Origin of the sequence: Sphingobacterium sp. LZ11T8 (genome assembly GCF_024261425.1) — a bacterium.
Taxonomy (GTDB): Bacteria; Bacteroidota; Bacteroidia; order Sphingobacteriales; family Sphingobacteriaceae; genus Sphingobacterium.
In genome coordinates this window covers 973,899-994,684 of sequence record NZ_JANBZY010000001.1, presented here as the reverse complement: position 1 = coordinate 994,684, position 20,786 = coordinate 973,899, and the positions used below count along the sequence as shown (strand labels likewise).

Annotated in this window: 25 protein-coding genes and 1 pseudogene; all 26 read right to left on the bottom strand. The window is 48.0% G+C overall.

Annotated features, from left to right (window positions below; genetic code table 11):
- Nucleotides 1–103: 103 nt before the first annotated feature.
- Nucleotides 104–1,585: a Fic family protein gene (locus NLF99_RS04255; RefSeq protein WP_254526850.1), complete on the bottom strand. Its 1,482-nt coding sequence runs from the start codon at nucleotides 1,583–1,585 to the stop codon at nucleotides 104–106.
- A gap of 215 nt (nucleotides 1,586–1,800) precedes the next feature.
- Nucleotides 1,801–2,649 carry a conjugative transposon protein TraN gene (gene traN / locus NLF99_RS04250; RefSeq protein ID WP_254526849.1) on the bottom strand — a complete coding sequence of 283 codons (849 nt, stop codon included), beginning with the start codon at nucleotides 2,647–2,649 and terminating at the stop codon, nucleotides 1,801–1,803.
- Nucleotides 2,650–2,668: 19 nt separating this feature from the next.
- Nucleotides 2,669–3,832 carry a conjugative transposon protein TraM gene (gene traM / locus NLF99_RS04245; RefSeq protein WP_254526848.1) on the bottom strand — a complete coding sequence of 388 codons (1,164 nt, stop codon included), beginning with the start codon at nucleotides 3,830–3,832 and terminating at the stop codon, nucleotides 2,669–2,671.
- Between the two features lie 15 nt (nucleotides 3,833–3,847).
- Nucleotides 3,848–4,288, bottom strand: a complete 441-nt coding sequence (locus tag NLF99_RS04240; RefSeq protein WP_254526847.1) for a hypothetical protein — start codon at nucleotides 4,286–4,288, stop codon at nucleotides 3,848–3,850.
- Nucleotides 4,266–4,886 carry a conjugative transposon protein TraK gene (gene traK, locus NLF99_RS04235; RefSeq protein ID WP_254526846.1) on the bottom strand — a complete coding sequence of 207 codons (621 nt, stop codon included), beginning with the start codon at nucleotides 4,884–4,886 and terminating at the stop codon, nucleotides 4,266–4,268. The genes NLF99_RS04240 and traK overlap by 23 nt, the downstream gene beginning before the upstream one ends.
- A gap of 21 nt (nucleotides 4,887–4,907) precedes the next feature.
- Nucleotides 4,908–6,056, bottom strand: a complete 1,149-nt coding sequence (locus tag NLF99_RS04230) for a plasmid transfer protein (protein ID WP_308214524.1) — start codon at nucleotides 6,054–6,056, stop codon at nucleotides 4,908–4,910.
- Nucleotides 6,057–6,075: 19 nt separating this feature from the next.
- Nucleotides 6,076–6,861 carry a hypothetical protein gene (locus NLF99_RS04225; RefSeq protein ID WP_254526845.1) on the bottom strand — a complete coding sequence of 262 codons (786 nt, stop codon included), beginning with the start codon at nucleotides 6,859–6,861 and terminating at the stop codon, nucleotides 6,076–6,078.
- Between the two features lie 2 nt (nucleotides 6,862–6,863).
- A complete protein-coding gene (locus NLF99_RS04220) occupies nucleotides 6,864–7,313 on the bottom strand; it encodes a hypothetical protein (protein ID WP_254526844.1) in 450 nt (149 codons plus the stop codon).
- Nucleotides 7,314–7,534: 221 nt separating this feature from the next.
- Entirely contained in the window at nucleotides 7,535–7,933 is a 399-nt protein-coding gene (locus NLF99_RS04215) for a hypothetical protein (protein WP_254526843.1), read from the bottom strand.
- 257 nt (nucleotides 7,934–8,190) lie between these two features.
- Nucleotides 8,191–8,721, bottom strand: coding sequence for a hypothetical protein (locus tag NLF99_RS04210; protein WP_254526842.1), 531 nt, complete (start codon nucleotides 8,719–8,721; stop codon nucleotides 8,191–8,193).
- Nucleotides 8,722–8,849: 128 nt separating this feature from the next.
- Nucleotides 8,850–11,339, bottom strand: a complete 2,490-nt coding sequence (locus NLF99_RS04205) for a TraG family conjugative transposon ATPase (RefSeq protein ID WP_254526841.1) — start codon at nucleotides 11,337–11,339, stop codon at nucleotides 8,850–8,852.
- The gene (locus tag NLF99_RS04200) at nucleotides 11,311–11,622 is read right to left on the bottom strand and encodes a DUF4133 domain-containing protein (protein WP_254526840.1); all 312 of its coding nucleotides are present in this window, start codon (nucleotides 11,620–11,622) and stop codon (nucleotides 11,311–11,313) included. The genes NLF99_RS04205 and NLF99_RS04200 overlap by 29 nt, the downstream gene beginning before the upstream one ends.
- A complete protein-coding gene (locus NLF99_RS04195; RefSeq protein WP_254526839.1) occupies nucleotides 11,619–11,927 on the bottom strand; it encodes a DUF4134 domain-containing protein in 309 nt (102 codons plus the stop codon). Before NLF99_RS04195 ends, NLF99_RS04200 begins: the two co-directional genes overlap by 4 nt.
- A 41-nt stretch (nucleotides 11,928–11,968) precedes the next feature.
- Entirely contained in the window at nucleotides 11,969–12,274 is a 306-nt protein-coding gene (locus tag NLF99_RS04190) for a DUF4134 family protein (protein ID WP_254526838.1), read from the bottom strand.
- A gap of 7 nt (nucleotides 12,275–12,281) precedes the next feature.
- Complete coding sequence (locus tag NLF99_RS04185) at nucleotides 12,282–12,602, bottom strand: hypothetical protein (protein WP_254526837.1); 321 nt, start codon at nucleotides 12,600–12,602, stop codon at nucleotides 12,282–12,284.
- On the bottom strand, nucleotides 12,599–12,946 hold the full coding sequence (locus NLF99_RS04180; RefSeq protein ID WP_254526836.1) for a hypothetical protein: 348 nt from the start codon (nucleotides 12,944–12,946) through the stop codon (nucleotides 12,599–12,601). Before NLF99_RS04180 ends, NLF99_RS04185 begins: the two co-directional genes overlap by 4 nt.
- Entirely contained in the window at nucleotides 12,943–13,578 is a 636-nt protein-coding gene (locus tag NLF99_RS04175; RefSeq protein ID WP_254526835.1) for a ParA family protein, read from the bottom strand. Before NLF99_RS04175 ends, NLF99_RS04180 begins: the two co-directional genes overlap by 4 nt.
- Before the next feature lie 37 nt (nucleotides 13,579–13,615).
- Nucleotides 13,616–14,788 carry a relaxase/mobilization nuclease domain-containing protein gene (locus NLF99_RS04170; RefSeq protein WP_254526834.1) on the bottom strand — a complete coding sequence of 391 codons (1,173 nt, stop codon included), beginning with the start codon at nucleotides 14,786–14,788 and terminating at the stop codon, nucleotides 13,616–13,618.
- A complete protein-coding gene (gene mobC / locus NLF99_RS04165; RefSeq protein ID WP_254526833.1) occupies nucleotides 14,785–15,195 on the bottom strand; it encodes a plasmid mobilization relaxosome protein MobC in 411 nt (136 codons plus the stop codon). The genes NLF99_RS04170 and mobC overlap by 4 nt, the downstream gene beginning before the upstream one ends.
- On the bottom strand, nucleotides 15,192–15,491 hold the full coding sequence (locus NLF99_RS04160; protein WP_254526832.1) for a hypothetical protein: 300 nt from the start codon (nucleotides 15,489–15,491) through the stop codon (nucleotides 15,192–15,194). Before NLF99_RS04160 ends, mobC begins: the two co-directional genes overlap by 4 nt.
- Nucleotides 15,492–15,949: 458 nt before the next feature.
- A pseudogene (locus NLF99_RS19770) lies at nucleotides 15,950–16,045 on the bottom strand (DNA cytosine methyltransferase); the annotation flags it as partial.
- 756 nt (nucleotides 16,046–16,801) lie between these two features.
- Nucleotides 16,802–17,737 carry a toprim domain-containing protein gene (locus NLF99_RS04155; RefSeq protein ID WP_254526830.1) on the bottom strand — a complete coding sequence of 312 codons (936 nt, stop codon included), beginning with the start codon at nucleotides 17,735–17,737 and terminating at the stop codon, nucleotides 16,802–16,804.
- Between the two features lie 34 nt (nucleotides 17,738–17,771).
- Nucleotides 17,772–18,614, bottom strand: a complete 843-nt coding sequence (locus NLF99_RS04150) for a hypothetical protein (protein WP_254526829.1) — start codon at nucleotides 18,612–18,614, stop codon at nucleotides 17,772–17,774.
- A 29-nt stretch (nucleotides 18,615–18,643) separates the two neighbouring features.
- On the bottom strand, nucleotides 18,644–18,919 hold the full coding sequence (locus NLF99_RS04145) for a hypothetical protein (protein ID WP_254526827.1): 276 nt from the start codon (nucleotides 18,917–18,919) through the stop codon (nucleotides 18,644–18,646).
- 296 nt (nucleotides 18,920–19,215) lie between these two features.
- Nucleotides 19,216–19,527: a hypothetical protein gene (locus NLF99_RS04140; RefSeq protein WP_254526826.1), complete on the bottom strand. Its 312-nt coding sequence runs from the start codon at nucleotides 19,525–19,527 to the stop codon at nucleotides 19,216–19,218.
- 171 nt (nucleotides 19,528–19,698) lie between these two features.
- Nucleotides 19,699–20,733, bottom strand: coding sequence for a hypothetical protein (locus tag NLF99_RS04135; protein WP_254526824.1), 1,035 nt, complete (start codon nucleotides 20,731–20,733; stop codon nucleotides 19,699–19,701).
- Between the last annotated feature and the right edge of the window lie 53 nt (nucleotides 20,734–20,786).

Below are 20,786 nucleotides of genomic sequence, written 5' to 3'. Positions count from 1 at the left end.
ACGGCAATCTTCCGTAGCAATTAAACTAAGATTGATTCATAAAAAAAGCCAGCGACTTACGCTGGCTTATATGACCATAAAAAATTTAAAAAAATATAATCCGCTATTCCCCTACGATTTTCAAGATATAATCTTCACCTTCTTCAAAGGCGTTACTTTGGGTAAGTACATGATGTATATTATCCATATCCTCACCAGAGACCGTTGCACTAAATTTCCATGCGCGTAAAAGCATACGGATATATATATTAGTTTCATTCCGTCTTGAAATTGCCCGTAAAGCACCCAAATAATCATCTCTAAAGACTGTCGGAATAATAATCTTACTTTGTTCGGCCCTGACCAACTCGGCATTCATCATCACTCTCGCTAACCTCCCATTGCCATCGAGAAAAGGATGTACTTCGCTAATCAGGAACATCATATAGGCAGCTTTGGCGAAAGGTTCATTGAGTGCCTGATAGAACTCAAACCCTTTAATCAATGTACCCCGAACCAGTTCCACCTCAACAAAATCTGTATTACCTGCTCTATTGTTCCTATCCTTAAATTCGCCCGGGTTTTTGGATGGCCGGGCATTGAGCATAATTTTATGTCTATATTGAAGTATTTCGAGCAAATGATCTGGATTTTCCGGCGTGGTACTCATTTCCTTTCGATTACTGACTATCTGGTATGTACCTAATATATCATGAGAATCTTCATCTCTGGCAGGCATAGGCTTTCCGGTTTCGATGATTTTCAGCGCTTCATCTATTTTGAATTTTGTACCCTCGATATAATTGGAGAAATAGGCCTCAAAAAATGCGAAATTACGGAATGCCGTATTGCTTATGTTTGGGTCTGTAACAGGTGTAAACTCCAACTGTTGCAATGTGATGAAAAGGTTCTCAAAAAGTTCTATCCTCTTGAGATCAAACGGTTGTCCAAATGCTCTCGCCAAGGCAACGGGAGACTTTAGGATGTTAGATGGCTTTGTTGAGAGCATTGCCCCAATAAGCCTGTCCAATTTTTCAAACTCCTTTTCCATATTTATCCCGGAAGCAATTTCCCTCGCCCTATCCCGTAGGGCATTCAACCCATCTTCTCCCTTTGATCTTGCAATTTGTTCAAGTTTCCCCTCTATTTCCGGCAAAGCCATGGTCTTAGACGACGGCCCCGGTCTTCGGGAAGATTGCAGGTTTTCCAAAAATGCTCTTGCTTGTTGTGATACATGCAACCCGTCCACAAATAGATTATCTCCCTCGATAGGCGGTGAACCTTCCAACATATTCAGCGTAACACCGGGCAACTTGATTTTCCGCTCATAGTTATAGGTCAAAAAAATATCTCCACTTGAAGTTGGCCGATACTCGAATGCTGAACGATGGCTGAGCAGAGCACCGGCATATAATTGACCTATGATTTTAAATAGATTTCTCTTGATTATCTCTGCTTCGTTATCATCCAGGTTTGAAGTATATATCCGGGGTGCAATTTTTTTTAGCTTGCCATCCTTTACTAACGCTGATATGGTTCGACTAATCTCCGGATTGCTGGAAGAAAATATTATTTCTTGTAGGTGTAGTGGAATACTCTTGTCCATAAATCTGCAAAAATCTCATGTTAAAAAAGTCTATTGTCAATTATTGCACAAATTTTTCACGTCAAAAACCTTTGTTTTACAAATTTTTCATGTTTATGAACAAAACACTTCATACAAAAATTTTTGCTTAACTGACATAAACATCTGCAATTTACAAATTTTTCAAGGTAAAAACGGTTGTTTTTACAAATTTTTCAAGACAAAAGTCACGAATACTAAAAGGTGTCGGCTTTCAGAATATCTCCGTACCTTATCTTTAGGTTGACCGTACGGCCGGAAATCTGCTTTTCGGTGAGCGTTACCCGAAGTACCTTGTTGCCGGGAAAGGTGGCCTTTTTCAGTACGAACACATTGCGGTGTCTTTTCTTAAATTCCGTCAATGGTTGGTATTGCCACAGGGGTTTGATTTCCACGGTCTGCACGTTCGTTGCCTTGGTGATCTTCTTGTCCTCGATGAAAAACCGGAGTTCGTCTACATTGTAGGAAAGGTTTGAGGTATTGGTAAACGACACGTCAAGAAAGATATAATCGCCCAATGTGCTGATGCTGTTCAGCACAATGCCCACGCCGTAATCCCTCGTGCTTCTTACCGGACGGTGAACGCTTTTAGTAAGCAGGCCAAGTGCAAGGTTTTTCATCTGGCTACGGCTCAATCCGATTTCCGAAATTTCCAAAGGGCGGGTATGTTCCAGTTTGATTTCCAGCATGGCCGGAATGCTCGCATCGTTCATCCACAATGGGGCCGTCAGACGGTATTGCGCCACGAAGTTACCGCCGACAATGGTAACCGTTCCAAGTTCATACCCGTGTTGTTCAGTTTCTGTGGTGTCTTCGTGCAATTTGATACGCAATACGTTTTCAAGGGGTAGGTCGCCGGATACATGGTGCGAAGCGATGTCAACGTATTGTATCGGTTCGGGTGAAAGGATATGCACCGTATGGCCACGGTGCAGGGTAAGTTCGGGAAGTGTTCCCAACCGGGTTTCCGTGGCCTGTTGACTGTGGGCAGAATATCCGATAACACATAAAAGGAAAAGGATTAGAAAATGATGTTTCTTTTTCATGATGGAATCTTAAATGGTTTTACTGTTTGTAATTCTGTTGGCTTTGGCGGAGTGCCTGCGGATCGATGAGGTACACCACCGTATTATATTTCAGTTTGGCCCTGTTCTTCCGTATATGCTTTGATACGGCAGTCGTTGTGGATTGGAACATCCGTTGAATGGCACTCATGACCAACTGGCTGTTGTTTTCGGCCTGTTGCTGCAGGGTAATCCCCTGCGTGGTGTTACCGCCGAGCTCCCGGCTAAACTCCCTGAATGCCGAAGCGGGCACGTACAGTCCAGGGGAACCGTCGTTATCATAGACTTCCAACCGGACAGGTAATATGTTGTTCCCGTGCATAATGGACGTGATGGTAAGCAGCACCCGTTGTCCTGAAAAACCTGAAATTTTTGCAAATACGTGAGCGCCTTTTTTTACCACGTACTGGCCGACCAATAGGTCGTCCATAAGCCGTATCCGCAAGCGGGAATCGGCATACCCTGTTATGTTTTCGTCGATAATGGCCTGTATGAAAGTATTATCGCTTTCGGCACGAATGGTATTGAACGTTCCCTGACCTGTACCGTATTTGGAAACGGACAAAAGGGGCTGGTTTTCGAGTTCCCGTTTCGCTTCTTCGATGCGCTCACGTTCCCTGCGGGCTGCCTGTTCGTCGGGATCGTTAGCCCTTGCCATGCTGTCCGCATAGGCCATCTGCTGGCGGAAAAGTTCCATCGGATCGGCCTTGTCGGGTGTCTCCCTGATCGGTTCGGGTCTTCGCTGTAATGACGAAAGGGCCTGTTGCAAGGCTCTGTCTTGGTCGTCGTTTTCCGAATCTCCATTAGTGGAAACAGGTCGCTCGTTTTTGAGCGCCCGCGCGATGGAATCAAGCCTGCGCTTTTCTTCTTCGTTGTACATTTCATCAAAACGGAATTGTTCGGCCCGTTCTTCCTGTAACTGGCCTATTGCCGTATAGCCGTCACCACGGCGGTACTGCTCACGGTAGGCGGCAAGTTTGTCGGATAGGGCGCGGTTCTTGACGTCTTCCGATACATCGGCAATCTGCCCCTGCAAGGGATCGCCCTCTTGCTGGGGTGCTTCATCCTTTGCAAAACCTGTCTGGTAGACGTAAAAAAACAGGCATAGAAAGGGCAACGCTATGAGGGGTAGCACATAGCGTGGCTGTTTGAAATTGATTTTCATGGTTGTTGGATTGTATTAGGGTGAATTATGCTGTTTGTTTGCTTCGGCCAATCGCTTTTCCAGAACCTGCATCCTGTCGATGGCACGCTCCATCAGCAGGCTGTCGGAGCTATCCAGATTGTCCTTTTGCATGAGTGTATCAAGGACGGTACGGATTTCAAGCAGTTCTTTTAAGGCTGAAACGGTGATGACAATACCGCCCATTCCGTCCATTAAGGGTTGTTGCACGGAAAGTTGTAAGGGCTCTTTTTTCGGTGTTTCCTTTGGGAGAAAAAGAAAGCATCCAACGGAAACGAGGATGCTTGCCACCATTGCAAAAAACACCGTGCGTGGCCGGGCTTCAAGGAACCTTTTGGTACGGTGCGCACCTCCATCGATGTACTTGCCAAACTCCCTGTAAAAAGCTGTCCACACCGTCGTGTCGGGCGGGCGGTTAGAAGTTATTTTTTTGAACATAGCTGATGTCTTTGTTTTCGAGTGTCTTCCATCGGGTTATCAGTACGCCGTGGCCATTGTTCTCCGTGCGCATTTCAAGGTCGCGGAGATAACCCTCCGTGACGAGTGTGCGCACCACCGTGGAGCTTCGCCGATCTATGGTCTGTTTGCCATAGTACCGGAAGTATTTGTTCGCCGGATCGAGATGGATGGAATCCGTCTGGATGGTGAGCACGGAGCTGGACGACAGCACGGAATTGAAAAAACCTTTTTCCCGTAGGTTGTTGTACTGCAGTGCCCCGGATTCATCGATCAGGTACATGGCTTTTTTCATCTGGTATTCGATGAATTTATCGTCCGGTGCGAGGGTGAAAAACAACGAATGGAATAGGTTGATATGTGTACGGTACTCGACTGGTCTGTTCACCTCAACGTCTGTCTGTCGGGCGGAAATGGGTACATTGTTGGCATCGAGTATATACACGGATTTACGTGCATTGCCGACCTGTTTATAGGCAAAAAAAGATACCGCCACTACCATGAGCAGGGCGGCGGTCAGACTTGCCCCCGCAATAAAGGTGGCAAGCCTGATCTTGGTCTCGATATTTTTAATTATCATGAAAAATGGGATATAAGGGTTTTAGAATTTGGCGATCATCCTCCTTGCGGCGCGGCCCATGTTGGATGCCCCGCGACCCATCGTGCTTGCGGCCGAGGTGATACCGCTGGTCGATACGATCCAGGTGCTGATGCTCGGTACGGTTAACATGGTCAATCCTCCGATCAGGAACGTCACGATGACGATGCCGAAACTCAACAGTCCATTGCCCGCAAACCGCGACATTTTTTCCAACGTGTCACCCGTGCTTTCAAGGAGCTGCTGGTAACGGGTGATCTCGGCCTCCATAGCATACTGTTGGAACAGGCTTGCTATGTGCATGACCAGATAGGCAATCCCCGAATACAGGTTTACGCTGATAAACCGGGCTATCCACGTACCAAAGGAATCCCGGAATGCGGGCAGGATCGAGGCGGCAACACTAAAAGGGCCCAAAATGATAAGGATGGTCGAATAGATGATCTGGATGATGAATATGATATACACACATATTCGGAGTATCCAGACCGCCAGCGTTTCCAGCACATAGGTGGCCAGTAGCTGCAACCCGACCTGCATCCGGTTTTTGAGTTCTACTATCGGATTCCATACGGTGGCAAACCCCTCTTTTACGGTAGAGGCCACGGCATCCCACGCCTGCCCGTACCATGTATCCGCTTCTTTTTCGGCGATCTCGGTTTCGGCCTGTATGGTGGTGAGCTGATCGGCGACGTCCACCATGAGTTTTGCCCGTTGCAGGCGCAGGTTGTTCACTTCGATCTGCCCGCTGTCAAACAGGCTTTCCGTCTTGGCGGCCACGATGTCCGTAGGATAGGCGAGTACGCGGGTAAACGTTCCCCACCAGACGATGACCATGACCAGCCCGAACGGGCGTAACAACGGCATGATTTCCATTTTTTTGTCGCCCGCCATCATTTCGTATGATTTGATGGCAAAGAAGATGAGCATGAAAATGGCGGAAAGCGCCTGTGCATCGTATATGAACGTGTCAAAATGCTCCCAAACCGTATTCTTCATCCCTTTGAGGAAGTGCATCACACCCTCCTCATACACGCCATTCCCTTGCAGGAAATTGAATGTTTTCTTAAAGGAGTCCGGCACGTCCACCGGATTGGGATTGGCCTGTAAAATAAAACGGGGCATTAGCCCCGTCATGTTAATAAAATCCATATCGTAATTTTCTTTTTGGTTATCGGCTTCTCTTTAGTATGTCCTCCGCGATCTGTATGTCGGAGCGGCCGCCGGAAAATTCCGGCAGATCGGGGTTGTCACTGTTCAAGCGGTCACGGCTTTGGGCCAATAAAATGAATTTGGCGGCATAGTTCTTTTTGGCTTCCCATGCGGCGAGCAGTTTGCGGTGTTCCCCAAGCAGGCGGTGGTAGGCCAGTATGCGGCTGCCCCGGTCAAGGGTGGTCGTCCGGGCGGCTTCCAGTCGTTCTTTCAGTTCCGCGCGTTCTTCGCTGTACCATTCCAATAGCCCTTTGTTCCTTAGATAATCCCCCACCTCCGGCGAAAGTCCGGCGAGCGGATCGGTGTCCGTGCCGCCCGTCAGGCTTCCAAATTCCCTGCGGTAATACAGGAGCCACAAGGGGTCGGCATCCGTGACCAGACCGGAATAATTGAGGGCTTCGGTGACCGCTACGTTTCGGATGGTGTCCGCATGTTTTTTATAGGCTTCGTCCGTTTGTTGCATGGCCAGTACCATGCCCATGCGCAGGGTCTGCGGACCCGTACCGCTCAACGGTCGGCGGTCTGTCTTGGGGTAATCTGGGTGCCACGCCCAGGTAAGCCAATATTGGTAATTGAGACCGAGAAATCCGCTGGTCGGCGTAAACTTCTTGCGGTTCCATTGCTTGTGCACCATACGTTCCTGTTGGTGCACGATGTGTTTGTCTGTCTGGCGCTTCACGTTCTGTGCCATTGTTCCCCCAAAGGGGAGCAGGAACAGCAGCCAGATTAAAGGGTGTGTTTTCATGTTCAGTCCTTGATTAGATAATAATTCCGTATGATCTCGTCCGCTTTGCGTTTGTCCATATTGATAAAGTTTCTGTATGGATTCGCCGTTTTCAGTACGCCATTGATCTTCGCCCAATACATAGACCTTTCCATGCTGAACACCAATGCCCGTATCACTTTCAATTCCAAAATGATCTTGCGCATGAGGTGGTCTCTTTTTTCGTAGTCCATCAGCACGTTTTTTCCCTCTTGGAGCACGAAATCGGAGACTTCGGCGGCAAGGTTTATTCCCCTGTCCTTTAGCTGACGGGCGACATCCTCGGCAAAGAGCAATAACCACGGTTCGCCTTTTGCAGTTTCCAGCATTTTTGTGCTGTGCGTGGCAATGTCCTGAACGAGCCTTGCGATATGCAGTGCGGAGCGGCCGGACTTCAACGCCCGATCCACTTCGGTCAGTGATCGGTGTATCATGTTCTGCACCAGTACCACGGAAGAAAGGTTGACGTTAATATCGTCGATCCGTCCACGGATGTTGCCCAGCATATTGTTATGTGTCTGCTCGGAAACCAACCTGACCGCACCGTTCTCGTTTACGATGGCAAGGTGCTTGGCATCATAGATGATCGTCACGTAGCTTTGTCCGAAAACCGACGTTGAAAGACAGACAAAAAATAGGATAATGAGTTGCTTCTTCATGGCTTAAAGTCCTCCAATTGCCTTAATATATTATCGACTATGCGCTTGTCCTCGTTGATGTAACCCGAAAACGGATTTAGGGAATCGAGCAGCTTTTTGCGTGTCGAATAGTACATGGTAACCGCAAGCCCCCGCGATGCTCCGGCGATTGCCCGGAGCTCCTGCAGGACGTGACCGTACAATATCCTCCTGTCGCTCGCTTTCATCTGGTTCAGGTCGCCGATACTGATAAAAAGTCCGGTCAGGTAGCGTGCCAATTGCACGGCTTTCTCTGCCATATCCTTTTCCGCATCGATGGCGAGCAATAGAAATTCGGGGTGTTCGGACACGATACCCATGATCCTTTTCTGCTGGTTTATGATCTCGGTTACGATTGGCGCGGATTCAAGCCCCATGCTAAGCCCCTGCAATGCCATACCGAGCGTCTGGAAACGGCTGTGCAACTGCCGGTAACGGGTTTTGAGTTTTGAGGTTTCTTCCCGGTTTACTTCCTCGTTAGCCGTGGTAATGGCCTGCCGGTTCCGTGCGGTGATTTGGCGGTCGTACTCATCTTTGCTGTGTTCGACCAATTGATGGAGCAGTTCAACGTTGAGCTGTGCGTTCGCTCTGGTCAGGGCGATGACCAAAAGCAATAGGGTTAATATAAAGTATCTCATCGTTTGAGCAATCTTGAACTAAAGATAATGTCATCGGCAATCTGTTTGTCGATGTTGATAAAACCTGCGTATGGATTAAGGGAGTTAAGGATACCGCGCTGTTTCGCCCAATACATACTTCGGTGCATCCCAAAGGCTACACCTCGCAGGATGGTCAACTCTGTTCTTATTTGGTTGAGCAACTTCGCCCTTTCTCCCGCATCCATCAGGTTATCCTTTCCACCTTTCAGCACAAAGGCACTGACCTCGGCAGACAGGTTCGTCGCCCGTGTCTTAAATTCCCTTGCGCCCGCTTCGGCAAATAGCAGGAGTACCGGATTTCCCCTTGCGATGTTCATTGCCTTTTCTACGTCGTTAACGATGTCAAGGGAAATGCTGGCAATGTCCTTTACGGTGAGCAGGGAACGGACAACGCCGGACACTTCGCTTAACCCTTTATAAATCTTGTCCTGCAAATCGTTCACGATCAGGAGCTGTCCCGTGACGGCCATTTGTCCACGTTGGATAAGCGTGAGATTGTCGTTCACGTTGTTGAGCTGGCTGTTCATCACTCCGGCATGGACGCCCGTTGCGGCTGCCACGGCGGGGTCAATGTAAATCTGTCCCCTTGCGTAGAAAACAGCAAGGGACAGGATCGTTATTGCAATAATTCGTTTCATGTAAAATCAGGTTTAAAATATTCTCTTTGTGTTTCAATTGGCGCATTGTTCTCGTTTACCCTTTGTACAAAATCGCCCAATAAAAGACCGCTCTTTTCCATATCGGACACGAACGCCGTTAGGGCTTTTGGGTAGCTGCCATGATGTTTGGCGTAAATCTCCACGGCGCTTTTTTCCGGTTTTTCGGTGGTGAACGCCAAATGGTGGTAAATACTTACCTCCACGCCGTACACTTCCCCGACATTTCCCCGACGGATATAGAACTCGTTGAAACGGGCACGTCCGTCCTTGTTGTCAAGACGGTTGATCGTGAAAATCTTCTTCTGTTCGGCCTCGGTGATGGAGAGCAATTCGGCAACCTTTCTAAAATCGGCCTCGTTCTGTTGCAGCAGGATAATGGTATCCGAATTGTTTATGATACTGTCCTTGATAATTGGGTTGCCGATGATGTCATTGATTTCCTGTGTTACCTCGATGATTTCCCCCCAGAACTTCCGTACGGTCTTGTTTAGGTATAAAAGGAAATTTGCCATCATTGGCGAGGAAATGGCCCGCCATGCTTCCTCCAAGATCAGTGTTTTCCGGCGGTTCTTCCTGTGGCGCATCTTTTGCACGAACAGATCCATTATTATCAGCGTTACGATTGGCAGGAGCGTCTTATTATTCTGTATATTGTCAATTTCATAGACTATGAACCGTTCGTTGAATAGTGATTGGTCGGCATCTTCGTTCAGTATCGCTTCGTATTCACCCCCTCTGTAAAACTTCTTTAATACAAACCGAAATTCTTCCACGTCAAAAGCGATGCTTTCTTCGTTCCTTATATCGGGGATTTTCTGAACGGCAAATTCATAAAAGGAATTGAAGTCCAGCCTGTCTACACGGTCTTCGATGGCCTTATCGAAATGATGGGCGTAATAGGCGGAAATGACATTAGAAATTACATCGCGCTCGAGGGTGGTTACCGAACCCTCGGCACCTTTCCAAAGCAGGCAGATCAACGTTATCAAAAAATCCTTTTTCTCGATGTTGTATTCTTCCTCGCTGATCGCAAAGGGGTTCATCGTGATGGGCTTTTCTTCTGAATAGGTTATGTACTTTCCTCCGTATGTACTGCAAAGACCGGAATAGGAATGCCCCACGTCCACAATCACCACGTCCATGTTGTATTGCAGGTACTGTTGGACGATATTATTTATACAATAACTCTTACCCGTACCCGATGCTCCTAACACGAAGCGATTGCGATTTTTTATGCGGCCTGTCCTCATAACGAGGTCCGATGGGTCAATCGCCACGGGCACCCCTTGACGGTCTGTAAACCTTAGCAGAAACTCCGACGGTTCGTCGGTCGGCAACCTTTCCTTGAAAAAGAAACATAGGGCGGCATCGGCCGTCGTTAGGAACCAATCGTACTTTTTCAGTTCCACGCTAACGCCCGGCAAAGCACACCGGAACAGTTCCAATTGGTTGTAGGCATTGCGTGATGGAATAATCCCCTGCTGGAACAGGGCGGCTTCGATAAAATTGGCCGTTTTATCGATCTTGTCCGTATCGGCACATACGATCATGGAATAATGCGCATTTACCAATAGCTGGTTGTCACGTGCCACGTCCACCAATAAACGGTCGATGTCCTCCACGCACATGAGGTTTGCCGGATCGGGTATGCTCGAATGCCTTTTGCGTTTTACTTCAAGTTTGCCCAGCGTGATCTGTTGGTTGGGTATCTCCAATAATTGGTTATAGATAATGGTGCGATAACCGGGAACATGGTGCAGGAAAAACAGGTTGTCCACCGGAAAATCACGCATGCCGTTCGTTTCATTTTTGGTCGTAAAGGTTCCGACTTTTTCGGGCAGGTCAACCGAATCGGTGCCCACCATGCTGATACAGCGGACGGCCCGGTCGCCGATCTGCAACTCACGGTCTCCGCAGCGGAGATTGTCCAATGCGATATTAGGGCTCTCAAACTCCATTCCGAGCACCCTGTTTACAAAACGGTTTATTTCCGCTTCGGTAAGGTATGAGGGGGTAAGTGCAGCGCCGGAAAGCAGGTCAAATACTTTGGCCATGTTCTGCCCGAAAGTGGCCAGCACCTTTTTGTCATAGGTGTAGAATGCCCCTTTTTTGACCAGACGGGTCACGGTCAGGTAGGTTCTGATCTCGGTATATTCCCGACCCGCAAAATGTTCTTGGTATTTCTGTTCCAAGAACTCGGTTGCAGGTTTTGGCTGGTATTTCAGTTTGATGAATACGTCGTGCTTTTGGATGATATGCCCCTCGCCAAGTATCTTGATGACGTTAAGCAATACCTGTTGGAAAGCGGTATAGGCTTCGGGATCGGCACCATACTGTAAGACGGGATTGGTAAGTCGCATCACGACTGAAAAATCGCCACGGTCGCCGTACAGTATGGACATGCCTTGATAATGGTCGATACCCACATAGGGTATTTCAAAGGCTGTCTTTCTCTCTGTTCTCATAACTGATCGATAAATGGACGGGGTGGATAAATACGCCTCGGTGGCGGGTTTTGTCATGGAGACCGTTACCCTGTTTCATGAATGTATAGGCAAGTCCTGCACCCATCAGGGCAAGGGTAGCAAAGCCGCCCAGGATCAGGTTGGTTAGTGCGCCGATAAGTCCACCGATGGCCAGACCACCGATAAGGGAACCTATGCCCCAATAGATAAACTTGCCCTTGAAACCGCGGTAAATAAGGGGCTTTTGCAGCCCCTTATAAATTGGATAACGCCCGTGTGTCATACGCCGAAAAACGCTTTGATGACCACTGACACGAGTACCAAGAACAGGCAGGAACCTCCCCACGACATCAACTCTTTATTGATGTCCTGATCTCCGCTGTTCCACTTGATGTACACCCGTATTCCCCCAATGAGCCCGACGACCGCGCCGATGGCCAGAATGAGCGTCGAAATGGGGTCTACGTAGCTGGTGAGTGAAGATGTGGCGGCATCGATACCCACGGTACCACCTTGTGCGAATGTTGATTGGGCCGCGGAAAGGCAAAGCGTGGCCATTGCAAACAGCTTTTTAGTGTTTACTGTCATAGAAATAATGAATAAAAAGTGAATAAAAAATGATTGGATTGTTAGTTTACCCCGAACAGGGCCTTTAGTGCGGCACCGACGAGCGATAGGAAAAGGCAGGAAAAAAAACATCCCATGACCTGTGCATCGATTTGATGCTTACCGGACTGCCAGTTGCTGTACACACGCAATCCGCCGAGCAGCCCGCACACGGCGCCGATGACAAAGGCAAGGTCAGAGAAGTTGTAATACCACGTATTGACCTCCTTGCGCACTTCCTTAAATTCGGCAAGGCCGGGCTGGGCGGTTGCGTACAGGGCAAAAAAAATGACAGTAAGGAATACTGCCAAAAAGCGGATTGGTCGCATAATGGATTTAATAAGGGATGGCTTTGGTGTACTCGATCACGTTGTTTTGCATGAGCGATACGAGTTGCTTTAAGTTTATGCCTCCGGTGGATTGTAGGGGGCCGGACGAGATAACGGGTTTCCCCTCGGTTACCGTAGGTTCGTTTTCTTTTTTGGATGGTTCGGGGATAACCCTTTCGGGCGGCGAATCTTCATCAAATGTCAATTCGTTTCCTACATCGGCCGCACGCGGAGCACGGTGGTGGATAAACAGATCATACAGTACGTTTAGGGCATAGTAAATGCCATAGACGGCGATAACGCCGAGCAGGAATTGTGTCCAATTCATAGATCAAGGGTTTTAATGTGTTCTTTGATGTATCGGGTGAGTTCGGGATGGGTTTTTAGAAATTGGTGCAGGCTGTAAGATATGATCTTGGTCATGTCGATACCTTTGGCAACTTTCAGTTGTTTGAGCAGAAAAAGGGTCTTGTCGTCCAGACGGATCAGTAATCGTTCACGTCCGGTCAGTTCATGGTTCTGGATACTTTCAAACAGGCGTTCCAGCGTTTCCGTTTTTTTCTTTTGCGTGTCCTTTCGTGGTTCTGCCGAGGGAATTTCATTTGCCTGTGGCGGTTTCCCTTTCCGCATGGAATCCCGGAGCTCGTCGGCAAGGCTTTTTATTCCGCTCATAATGGTTCCTCCTTGGCAATGTACTGTTCATAGATCAGGTCTAAGAGCGGCAGGATAACGGGATCTAGGATGATCGGTGTCTGGAACGTATTTATACGTTGGAAGTCTATTCGGTCTGGCAGACCGGGTGCGACCGTGCCGAAACCGCGCAGGACATTTTCGACTTCCGTCCGTGTTTCGTACTTGACGGTGTTCTTGATACGGTTCGGCACGAAAATGAGGGGCGCCCGTTTGTTGATCCTGCCGATGACCATTGCAAACAGCAATGTGGAGTCCACCGAAAATTCGTCAAAGGCAAACGGACAGATCACCGCATCGGCGGCGGCAAATATGGGGATCAACCCATCGTCGTCCATCTTGCCCGGCAGGTCTATCAGGACGATTTCGTTCCGTGACTTCCCCAATTTCCGTTGCATTGCCGGAAAATGGCTGAGGTCTGCGGGTACGATTTCGTACAACGGTTCATTTTCCAATATTTTTGCTTTCTCGGCTTTGGCGGAAAGTGATTGTTGGTAATCCATGTCAAGTATCGTAACCCGCCGTTCCTGTTGTTGGGTCAGGTAGTTGGCGAGCAGCAGGGTGAGCGTACTTTTTCCCGCCCCGCCTTTTTGGTTTCCTATAAGTATGAGCATAGTGCATGGGTTTAATGGTGTTGTTGATAAAGTGATGTCAGCGGGTATTTGTGCGGGCTTTGCGCTTACGTCTCCGGTTGCGTCCGTGGATCGCCTCGTCGTCGATGTCGTCGGAAATGTCGATCTGGATATTGGGTATCCATTGCTCGGATGTTCCCTGTACATGATCGGTATAGGTGGCTGTTTCTTCGGAAGACGTTTTCTGTTCCTTTTCTTTTTGTTCAGTCCTGTCCGCTTTAGTCTCTACTTTGGCCGATATTTCGGGGGTGTCCTCCGATGGTGTGATAAATTCTGCCAACGGCATAAGGTCTTTTCCCTTGTAGACCATTTTCCTCGAATGGTCGATGACGGTATAACCGTATGGCGGTTTTCCGTCCTTACCGTGAAATATGATCTGTACCCCGAATTTGTCCGATAGCATCTGCGCCATTGCAGACGTGTAGCCCGATGGGGCGGACGGCCTGTTACCGGGAAGCGGGGCCGTAACATGGACTACCGCCGGACCGTACTGGCCACGGTACTTGGCAAAGACAGCACGGAGCTGTGCCAACCGATCAATATCTTTGTCAAAAGTGCCGATTTTGGCGTCCACTTGTTCCAAAGAGACCGCGCCTTGTCTTTTGCCGTAACGGCTGATCTGATATATCCCATCGGTCAGTTTAAGCGAATACCCTTGTGCTTCAAGTATCATCATGAATTGCGCCCGTGTGGAGAAACCATAGCTCAACGCTTTTTCGATATTCTTATCGACCTCTTGTTTTTCGTTCACGCCGACTATACGGTTCAATACTTCGTAGGCACGGATTTTCTCGAAGCTGTCGTTTATCTTTTTGCCGTCCCGGTCTACCCGTGTGGAAACGATATGGATATGGTTGTTCGCCGTGTCCTTATGGAATACCAAGAGGTAAGGTTGTTCGCCGTAGCCCATTCCTTTCAGCCACTGTTCGGCGATGGCTGTAAGTTGTTGCTTGCTATGGGAACGCCCCTTGCAGGAAATGACGGCGTGGAGCTGTGGGTACTTCGTCCGTTTACTTGCTGCGGATTGGGCTTCCAGATAATTGACGTAATCTTCCGGGCGGAGATTTTGCAGGGCCAGCAAGGCACCGAAACCCGATACTTTCATCAGCTCGCCTTTGTCCTTGTCCACTTTGTTCGTATTGTAACGCACCCCTTTGAACGTGGTTGAGGGGTCAAGTATCTTGACGATCATGTCTGCCCCCTTATAAGCCTAATGAGCTGCCGGATAGACTGTTCCAATTCCCTTTGCAACCTGACATATTCGGTAAGCAAAGGGATAAGGTCACGCATAATAGCGGAGTGCAACATTCCCTGTTGTTGCAGGGTATTAGCATGCCTTGCCAATTGGTTGATGTTGTTGCCCGATCGGCCGATCTCCGCACCGATACTGTCCAACAGTTTCATGATTTCGGTGGTATTGACCAGCATCTTTTTGGAATGTTGGAGCACACGGATACGCACGATGTCCGCGCGGCTCAGGCCAAGTGCGTTTTCAAGATCAAGAAACTGCGCACGTTCCGCTTCGCTCAACCGGAGTTCAAAGCGTCGGGTACGCTGTTTATGAGCGACGGTTTTTAGATTTCCTTTTCTGTTCTTCATGGTGCTTTATGGTTCAAGGTGACAGATTGTATTGCCCTAAAGATTTCAAGGGCAACCTGCGGAACGATGGCGTTGCCGTAGACTTTTATGCTTTCTGCCCGCCACGCAGGAAAGGTAATTCCGTCCAGTCTTTCGGAAAGCCCATCATCTCGGACACAAAACGGGGGTTCACTTGGCCATCCCGTATATAGGGGAATGTCGTTCCATCGACCTGCTCCGCTGTCGGCAGCACTTTTAGTAAACGCTTCTGTTTTTCGCTGGGCATCCTCTCGGCTATTTTCTCTGCCGGGCTTCATAGGGAGATCAGGGCATGATAGACCAGAAAATCCGTCAGGGAGACCTGAACGCCGTTGCCCCGTTCGTTCTTCCTGTCCTTTAGCCGTCGTCTGTCCTGCGCCTGTTCCATCGTTGTTTATGTTGCTTATCTCGGTGGCGGTCGGTGTGGGCAACAAACCAAACCCGATCCCGCCCCGTGTGGAGCGCCAACGGCAGCAGCCGGAATACACAGAATGACTGGTATGCCGTCTTCGAGTTTCGGAAGTACATATCCTGCTCACCCAATTTCTGAAATGATGTTTCCGATGACCTGTCGCTTGAGTCGGATAATGGTATTTGTTGCAGGTTGTTCACCGTCCTCACAAAAAAGCTCAATCGCTTTGATTTCCATTTCAGAAAGACTATCGGGCTGGAGAATGGTGAACAGTCCAGTAACGTTTTCAAGTACGCTCCACTCCGGCCGTGCTTCCTTAATAATTCGGATAGTCTCCGGGAAGAGGTAACGGTCATCTTTCGCCCCCTTTCTTCGTCCGGCTTGGCTGAACGGCTGGCAGGGGAACCCGCCGCTGATGATGTCGACGTGTCCTCGAAAGTGAGTTGCCTGAAAATCGTAGATGTCTTCATTGTGTGTTGTATTTGGCGGGGTAGTGTTTGAGAACGGTTCGGCAGAACGGGTCTTTCTCGCAGGAGAAAACGTTTAGCCATCCCATCCATGAAGCGGCGATTTCAAAACCGCCGATGCCTGAAAAAAGGCTACCGTGTCTTAGCATGGTGATGGTTTTAAAGGTTTATGGATGTTTCGTCGCTCCGCGGCGGATGTGGTGCGCTTTGCAGGAGAAAAAGGGAGTTGCGACCTTTTTCCTACCCTGGTACAGACACGCTCCACCGGAGCCGGGCTGTTCCGGGGCAAGTTGGTTTTTGTGGGTACGGCGGGAGCCGTACGTACAAAAACACAACTTGCACAATACAAAACAAAAAACAGGGGTTATACCGCAAGGGGCAAAAAAGTGGGTTTTGGGGGTATTTTTCGCATATTGGTGCGGGGATGGCCGATTGATAAAACACGTTTCAATCGGTCGTATATCCATATATACAGCTATCGGTATAGGTGTATATATGGATAGCTGTATATCGGCATGTGCAGTTATCTGAATATTTATATATATGGATATACCTATATCGGGATAAAGGTACATCTATAGGTATTGCTATCTGCATATCGGGATTTATGAATATCTGTATATCGGGATGGCTATATAGAAAGCTATCGGTATATACCTATATCCGGTTATCTATATAGCTGAATAACCGATTTCGACCCCTCAAAAAATCAGCGCTTGGGGCCTGCCCGTTGGTGCTGTATTTCATGCTCGTTTAGGACTGCCCTTAGCATATCGTTGTAATCTTTGTACGCCCCATAAACACCGGAACGGTCTTTGGCCTGTGGCACGGCTTCGATCAGCCTTTGTGTACAGTTGCGGCCGGGATCGTCATTGTCGAAATAGACGTCCACGGTGGGTATGCCCTTGACCCATTCGATGGCATTCTTTAACTGGACAATGGAATTTAGGACGATGGCGGTCGGCGCAGGATCTGGGTGGTTCACTTTAAGCCAACTTAGATAGTCCATATAACCTTCAAAGAGAACGGCATGGTCTGGATTGCCAGGGATCACGGATATACCTTTCTTGCCGATACTGCTCTTGAAACCTTTGGCATTGGTAAACTCCCAGTTGTCCTGATCGTTCTTCCAGCCAATGGCATAGAAAATACTTTTGTTTTCGTTGTCAAGACGGTTTCTGTAATAGATTTCGTGCAGGTGTCCATGTGCAACGTCCAATATCCCACGTGCCTCAAGGTATTTGGTTAGGACAAAGTTTCTGCCGATAGGCTGTGTTCGCACGAGTTCAAAGGTGTATCCTTTCTGCTCTTGTTCTTTAGCGGATTTGACGGGTTTGTAAGCTGGTATCATGGACACCTGCATATCGTAGGTGTCCTTTATTTTATTGAGCACTTCGACAAAGGAAAGCTGTGGCCAATAGGCAAGGCCGAGCTGGACGATACTACCGCCATGTATGCCCGTTGAGTTCGGGCCACCTCGGTCGATCCATTTTCCACCCTCATCCCAAACCGTCAGGGATGGGGTGTCTTGCTTGGTTTCCCGTAGCATACTGTGGTAGAAAAGTTCCTTGCCGGATTTACGTACCGGATGGTGACCGAGCCTGGCCAAAAAATCCGAAATCGGGATTTCCCGGAGATCGTCCACGTTTACATATTTTGACATAAGCAGGGTTGGATGATTAAAGGGGTATAACTTCTATGTGGGGTAGCTTTTGGGTGAATGCTTCCGTCGCCGACTGGTATCCGTCTCTCGTTTCATCGATATAGAGCAGTACCCTTTCAAAATGGCTGGCACGTTTCAGCGATGCGGATATGAAATCGGGATGATTCAATATCAGTACCGATGCGTAGTGCAAATACTTGTCGCTCCGCCTTTTCAGATAGTCCACATATTCGGGGAATATGGCAAGCACGGTTTCAATTGCCGAAATAAAGGTCATTCCTCTTGGGCCAATACAGCCCGTATAATTTTGGGCGCGTACTTCCCAACCTCCGTTTTCGTTCATCCAACCAGCGGCACAGAAATCTTTGCGGTTGCCCTTTTGATCGGTTACATAATAATAGACTTCTTGGATGTTCAGATCGGCGAGTTCCCAAAGACCGCTTTCCATCAGAAAATCGGTTACCTCATTGTTGTATCCCAATGGGCGGGTACGGTCAACACGATAATCGGGTATCTTGGTTGCTTTCCGTTTGCGCAGGGGTCTATCTTTTTTAGCTGATTGGGTTTGTATGCTCCGAAGTTTTTCTTCGATCTGTTCGGTGGATAGATCGGGCCAATAGGTACGGGCAAAGTCCATGAGGTTGCCACCTTTTCCAAGTAGACCAAATGAGCTGTCAAACCAAGTGTTCAATCGGTTATTGACCGTTAGGACTATTTTGTTGTTGGTTCGGTTTCCCAGCACGCTGGCGTACCAAAATTCATCGCCACCCGTTGATACAGGTTCATGCCCCAATGCTTTGAGCAGGGAAACGAGGGCAAACGGTTCATCGTTTGATGTGTTGCTTTTGTAAGATGTCATAAGAAATATTTTTGATGTGATGGATAGGTTTACAGGTAGCGCATGGCTTCACGGGATTTGCTCACGGCTTCAATCTCCATACGGTTGATCCGCCATGCTGCGGAATGGTCGCCGTCCTTTCGGGGGGTGATGATACCGAGCGCAATCCAATGTTCGACGTTCTTTCGTCCATAACGGCGGAATGCTTCCGACTTTTTGAGATATGGCCGGATATGGCCTGTTTTTGTCAAAGCTGATTTCGCGCCCATTTCGGCGGCATAGCAAAGCAATGTCTGCAATTGCAGCGGTGTCAATAGTATGTTCATGGCTTCTTTGGGGTTTGATGGTTTACGGATAAAGGGAATTGGGTATCCCCATGATGGAACCGGCAACGGGCAACGAACCCGAAATGATCCGCTCTTGCCGATTTATGGTAAGTTGTCGGAGCTACTCACGTCAGTCCATACGGACCGGGCTATCGCCTGCCAATGCGCTTTCAGCATATTGGTATTGCCAATCATTGGCTTACCTCACTTTCGCAAAATTTCCCGTTCCTCACGGGATAATGTTTCACTCCTCGATGTCAAAGACCGTTCTTGCTCCGCTATCGCAGCGGATGCGCTTACCTGTCCGCTACGGGCAGGTAGGTGATCCGATTGCTCGAAGCCGCGACGGCTTCGAGTTCCGATCTGTCAAAAAAGATTTGGGAAGTGTCGGTAGGTTGCCCGATGGAGATCAGCCCCTCACGGAGCCATCGATCTACATTGCTACGACCATACAGGCGGTAAGCGTCGGCTTTGGTCAACTGATCTGGAACAGGTTGTTCTTCTTTGATTGCGTTTGCTGTTCCTTGTTCGGCTGCATTTTTTAGCAGCGTTGCCAGTTCCGTGTACTTCATTCTTCCCGATGGATCTATTCTTCCATTCGGGTACAAAGCACGAAAACGACATAGGGCGAAAACAGTGTAAGGGGGTGAAAGAAACGTTTCACCCTTTAATAAAAATCTAGGTTGGGATTAAGATGCAGTGGGTTTTTAGGGGATCTAGAAGAATAGATAAAATTGAAAATAAATCTTGATTAGGATGTTATGTTGCATTCATTTCCTTCAGGGTTTGGAGGTATTATGGTGCTGGTTTAAATGGTTGATCATTTGGATAAGATGGGCCTTCATTTTCTTGGCATTAGAATATTCTACATCTAGTGATTTCTTCTGTAGGCTTTCAGCTGAGATGATCATAGCTCTTGAGGTAGAGAAATTCTTGGAAAAGAATTCAAATGTTTTTGATACCTCCCTTTCCCCGAACCAGCCAACCTGCATGGCAAGTCTTATGAACAGGCCGAATTGGGATACTGGCAGGTTGACTTGAAGCTTCCTATTCCCCTGAAAGTTCAGTTGATCACTTGCTTCTTTTTTATGAAGTTTTATTTTCTTGGATATAATGGAGCCATGGGATCTGTAAAAGGATTCCAGTTTCTTTGCGGTAATTGAAAATTCATTAGCTTGATATTTCCCAATTTGGACGGAAAGAATAGCTGCTTCTTCCTTAAGATTGACCAATTCATTCGCTTGGTCATAGAGGGAATCTTTTTCAAGCAATGAATCCCTGGATTTGTCAATTAAATAGCCTGCTATCTCGGAAGGATCTAGGTCCGATAGAACCAGAACCTTTTCAATATTCCCTTCGCTAATACCTTCCATGATTTTTATTCCGTTTAAAACCTTAACAATTTTGTCAATCTGTCCATAGGTGATTTTCCGGTCCCATAGTTGGTCACCCACCGTTTTCACCATTAGTTCTGTCAATCCTATACTTATACCGGCACGTTTAAGCTTAAAGGTAATCGTGGAAAGTTCAGCCTTGATACGTGGTTTGTAAAGAGATAGAGCGAATCGGGACATCTTTAGGGAGTAGAATATCATTGGGCTCAACTTATCTATTTCACCGAGGATATCCTCAATATTATGGAGTAGCTTTAATATTTGATACCGAAGGCATTCTTTGTTACCCATATTGGAATTTCGTTTGATAGGCAGAAAATTGCCATAGATGCTGTCGCTAAGGGCAATCAGTACCGTGGCTTCCCTTACCATCTCAGTTTCAGAACCGACTGACCTGAACAAAGTTATTGCCAAGTTCATTGGGGACCTATTGTGGACCGTTCTATCACAAATACAGAATATACCCTCTAGTG

Coding starts and splice junctions, on each gene's coding strand:
- NLF99_RS04135 (WP_254526824.1), bottom strand. CDS start 20,733: ATGAACTTGGCAATAACTTTGTTCAGGTCAGTCGGTTCTGAAACTGAG.
- NLF99_RS04205 (WP_254526841.1), bottom strand. CDS start 11,339: ATGAGAACAGAGAGAAAGACAGCCTTTGAAATACCCTATGTGGGTATC.
- NLF99_RS04240 (WP_254526847.1), bottom strand. CDS start 4,288: ATGTTCAAAAAAATAACTTCTAACCGCCCGCCCGACACGACGGTGTGG.
- NLF99_RS04190 (WP_254526838.1), bottom strand. CDS start 12,274: ATGCGACCAATCCGCTTTTTGGCAGTATTCCTTACTGTCATTTTTTTT.
- NLF99_RS04185 (WP_254526837.1), bottom strand. CDS start 12,602: ATGAATTGGACACAATTCCTGCTCGGCGTTATCGCCGTCTATGGCATT.
- NLF99_RS04145 (WP_254526827.1), bottom strand. CDS start 18,919: ATGAACATACTATTGACACCGCTGCAATTGCAGACATTGCTTTGCTAT.
- mobC (WP_254526833.1), bottom strand. CDS start 15,195: ATGAAGAACAGAAAAGGAAATCTAAAAACCGTCGCTCATAAACAGCGT.
- NLF99_RS04220 (WP_254526844.1), bottom strand. CDS start 7,313: ATGATACACCGATCACTGACCGAAGTGGATCGGGCGTTGAAGTCCGGC.
- NLF99_RS04150 (WP_254526829.1), bottom strand. CDS start 18,614: ATGACATCTTACAAAAGCAACACATCAAACGATGAACCGTTTGCCCTC.
- traN (WP_254526849.1), bottom strand. CDS start 2,649: ATGAAAAAGAAACATCATTTTCTAATCCTTTTCCTTTTATGTGTTATC.
- NLF99_RS04175 (WP_254526835.1), bottom strand. CDS start 13,578: ATGCTCATACTTATAGGAAACCAAAAAGGCGGGGCGGGAAAAAGTACG.
- traK (WP_254526846.1), bottom strand. CDS start 4,886: ATGATAATTAAAAATATCGAGACCAAGATCAGGCTTGCCACCTTTATT.
- NLF99_RS04215 (WP_254526843.1), bottom strand. CDS start 7,933: ATGGGGCTTGAATCCGCGCCAATCGTAACCGAGATCATAAACCAGCAG.
- NLF99_RS04255 (WP_254526850.1), bottom strand. CDS start 1,585: ATGGACAAGAGTATTCCACTACACCTACAAGAAATAATATTTTCTTCC.
- traM (WP_254526848.1), bottom strand. CDS start 3,832: ATGAAAATCAATTTCAAACAGCCACGCTATGTGCTACCCCTCATAGCG.
- NLF99_RS04170 (WP_254526834.1), bottom strand. CDS start 14,788: ATGATCGTCAAGATACTTGACCCCTCAACCACGTTCAAAGGGGTGCGT.
- NLF99_RS04225 (WP_254526845.1), bottom strand. CDS start 6,861: ATGAAAACACACCCTTTAATCTGGCTGCTGTTCCTGCTCCCCTTTGGG.
- NLF99_RS04195 (WP_254526839.1), bottom strand. CDS start 11,927: ATGACAGTAAACACTAAAAAGCTGTTTGCAATGGCCACGCTTTGCCTT.
- NLF99_RS04180 (WP_254526836.1), bottom strand. CDS start 12,946: ATGAGCGGAATAAAAAGCCTTGCCGACGAGCTCCGGGATTCCATGCGG.
- NLF99_RS04230 (WP_308214524.1), bottom strand. CDS start 6,056: ATGGATTTTATTAACATGACGGGGCTAATGCCCCGTTTTATTTTACAG.
- NLF99_RS04160 (WP_254526832.1), bottom strand. CDS start 15,491: ATGAAGCCCGGCAGAGAAAATAGCCGAGAGGATGCCCAGCGAAAAACA.
- NLF99_RS04200 (WP_254526840.1), bottom strand. CDS start 11,622: ATGACACACGGGCGTTATCCAATTTATAAGGGGCTGCAAAAGCCCCTT.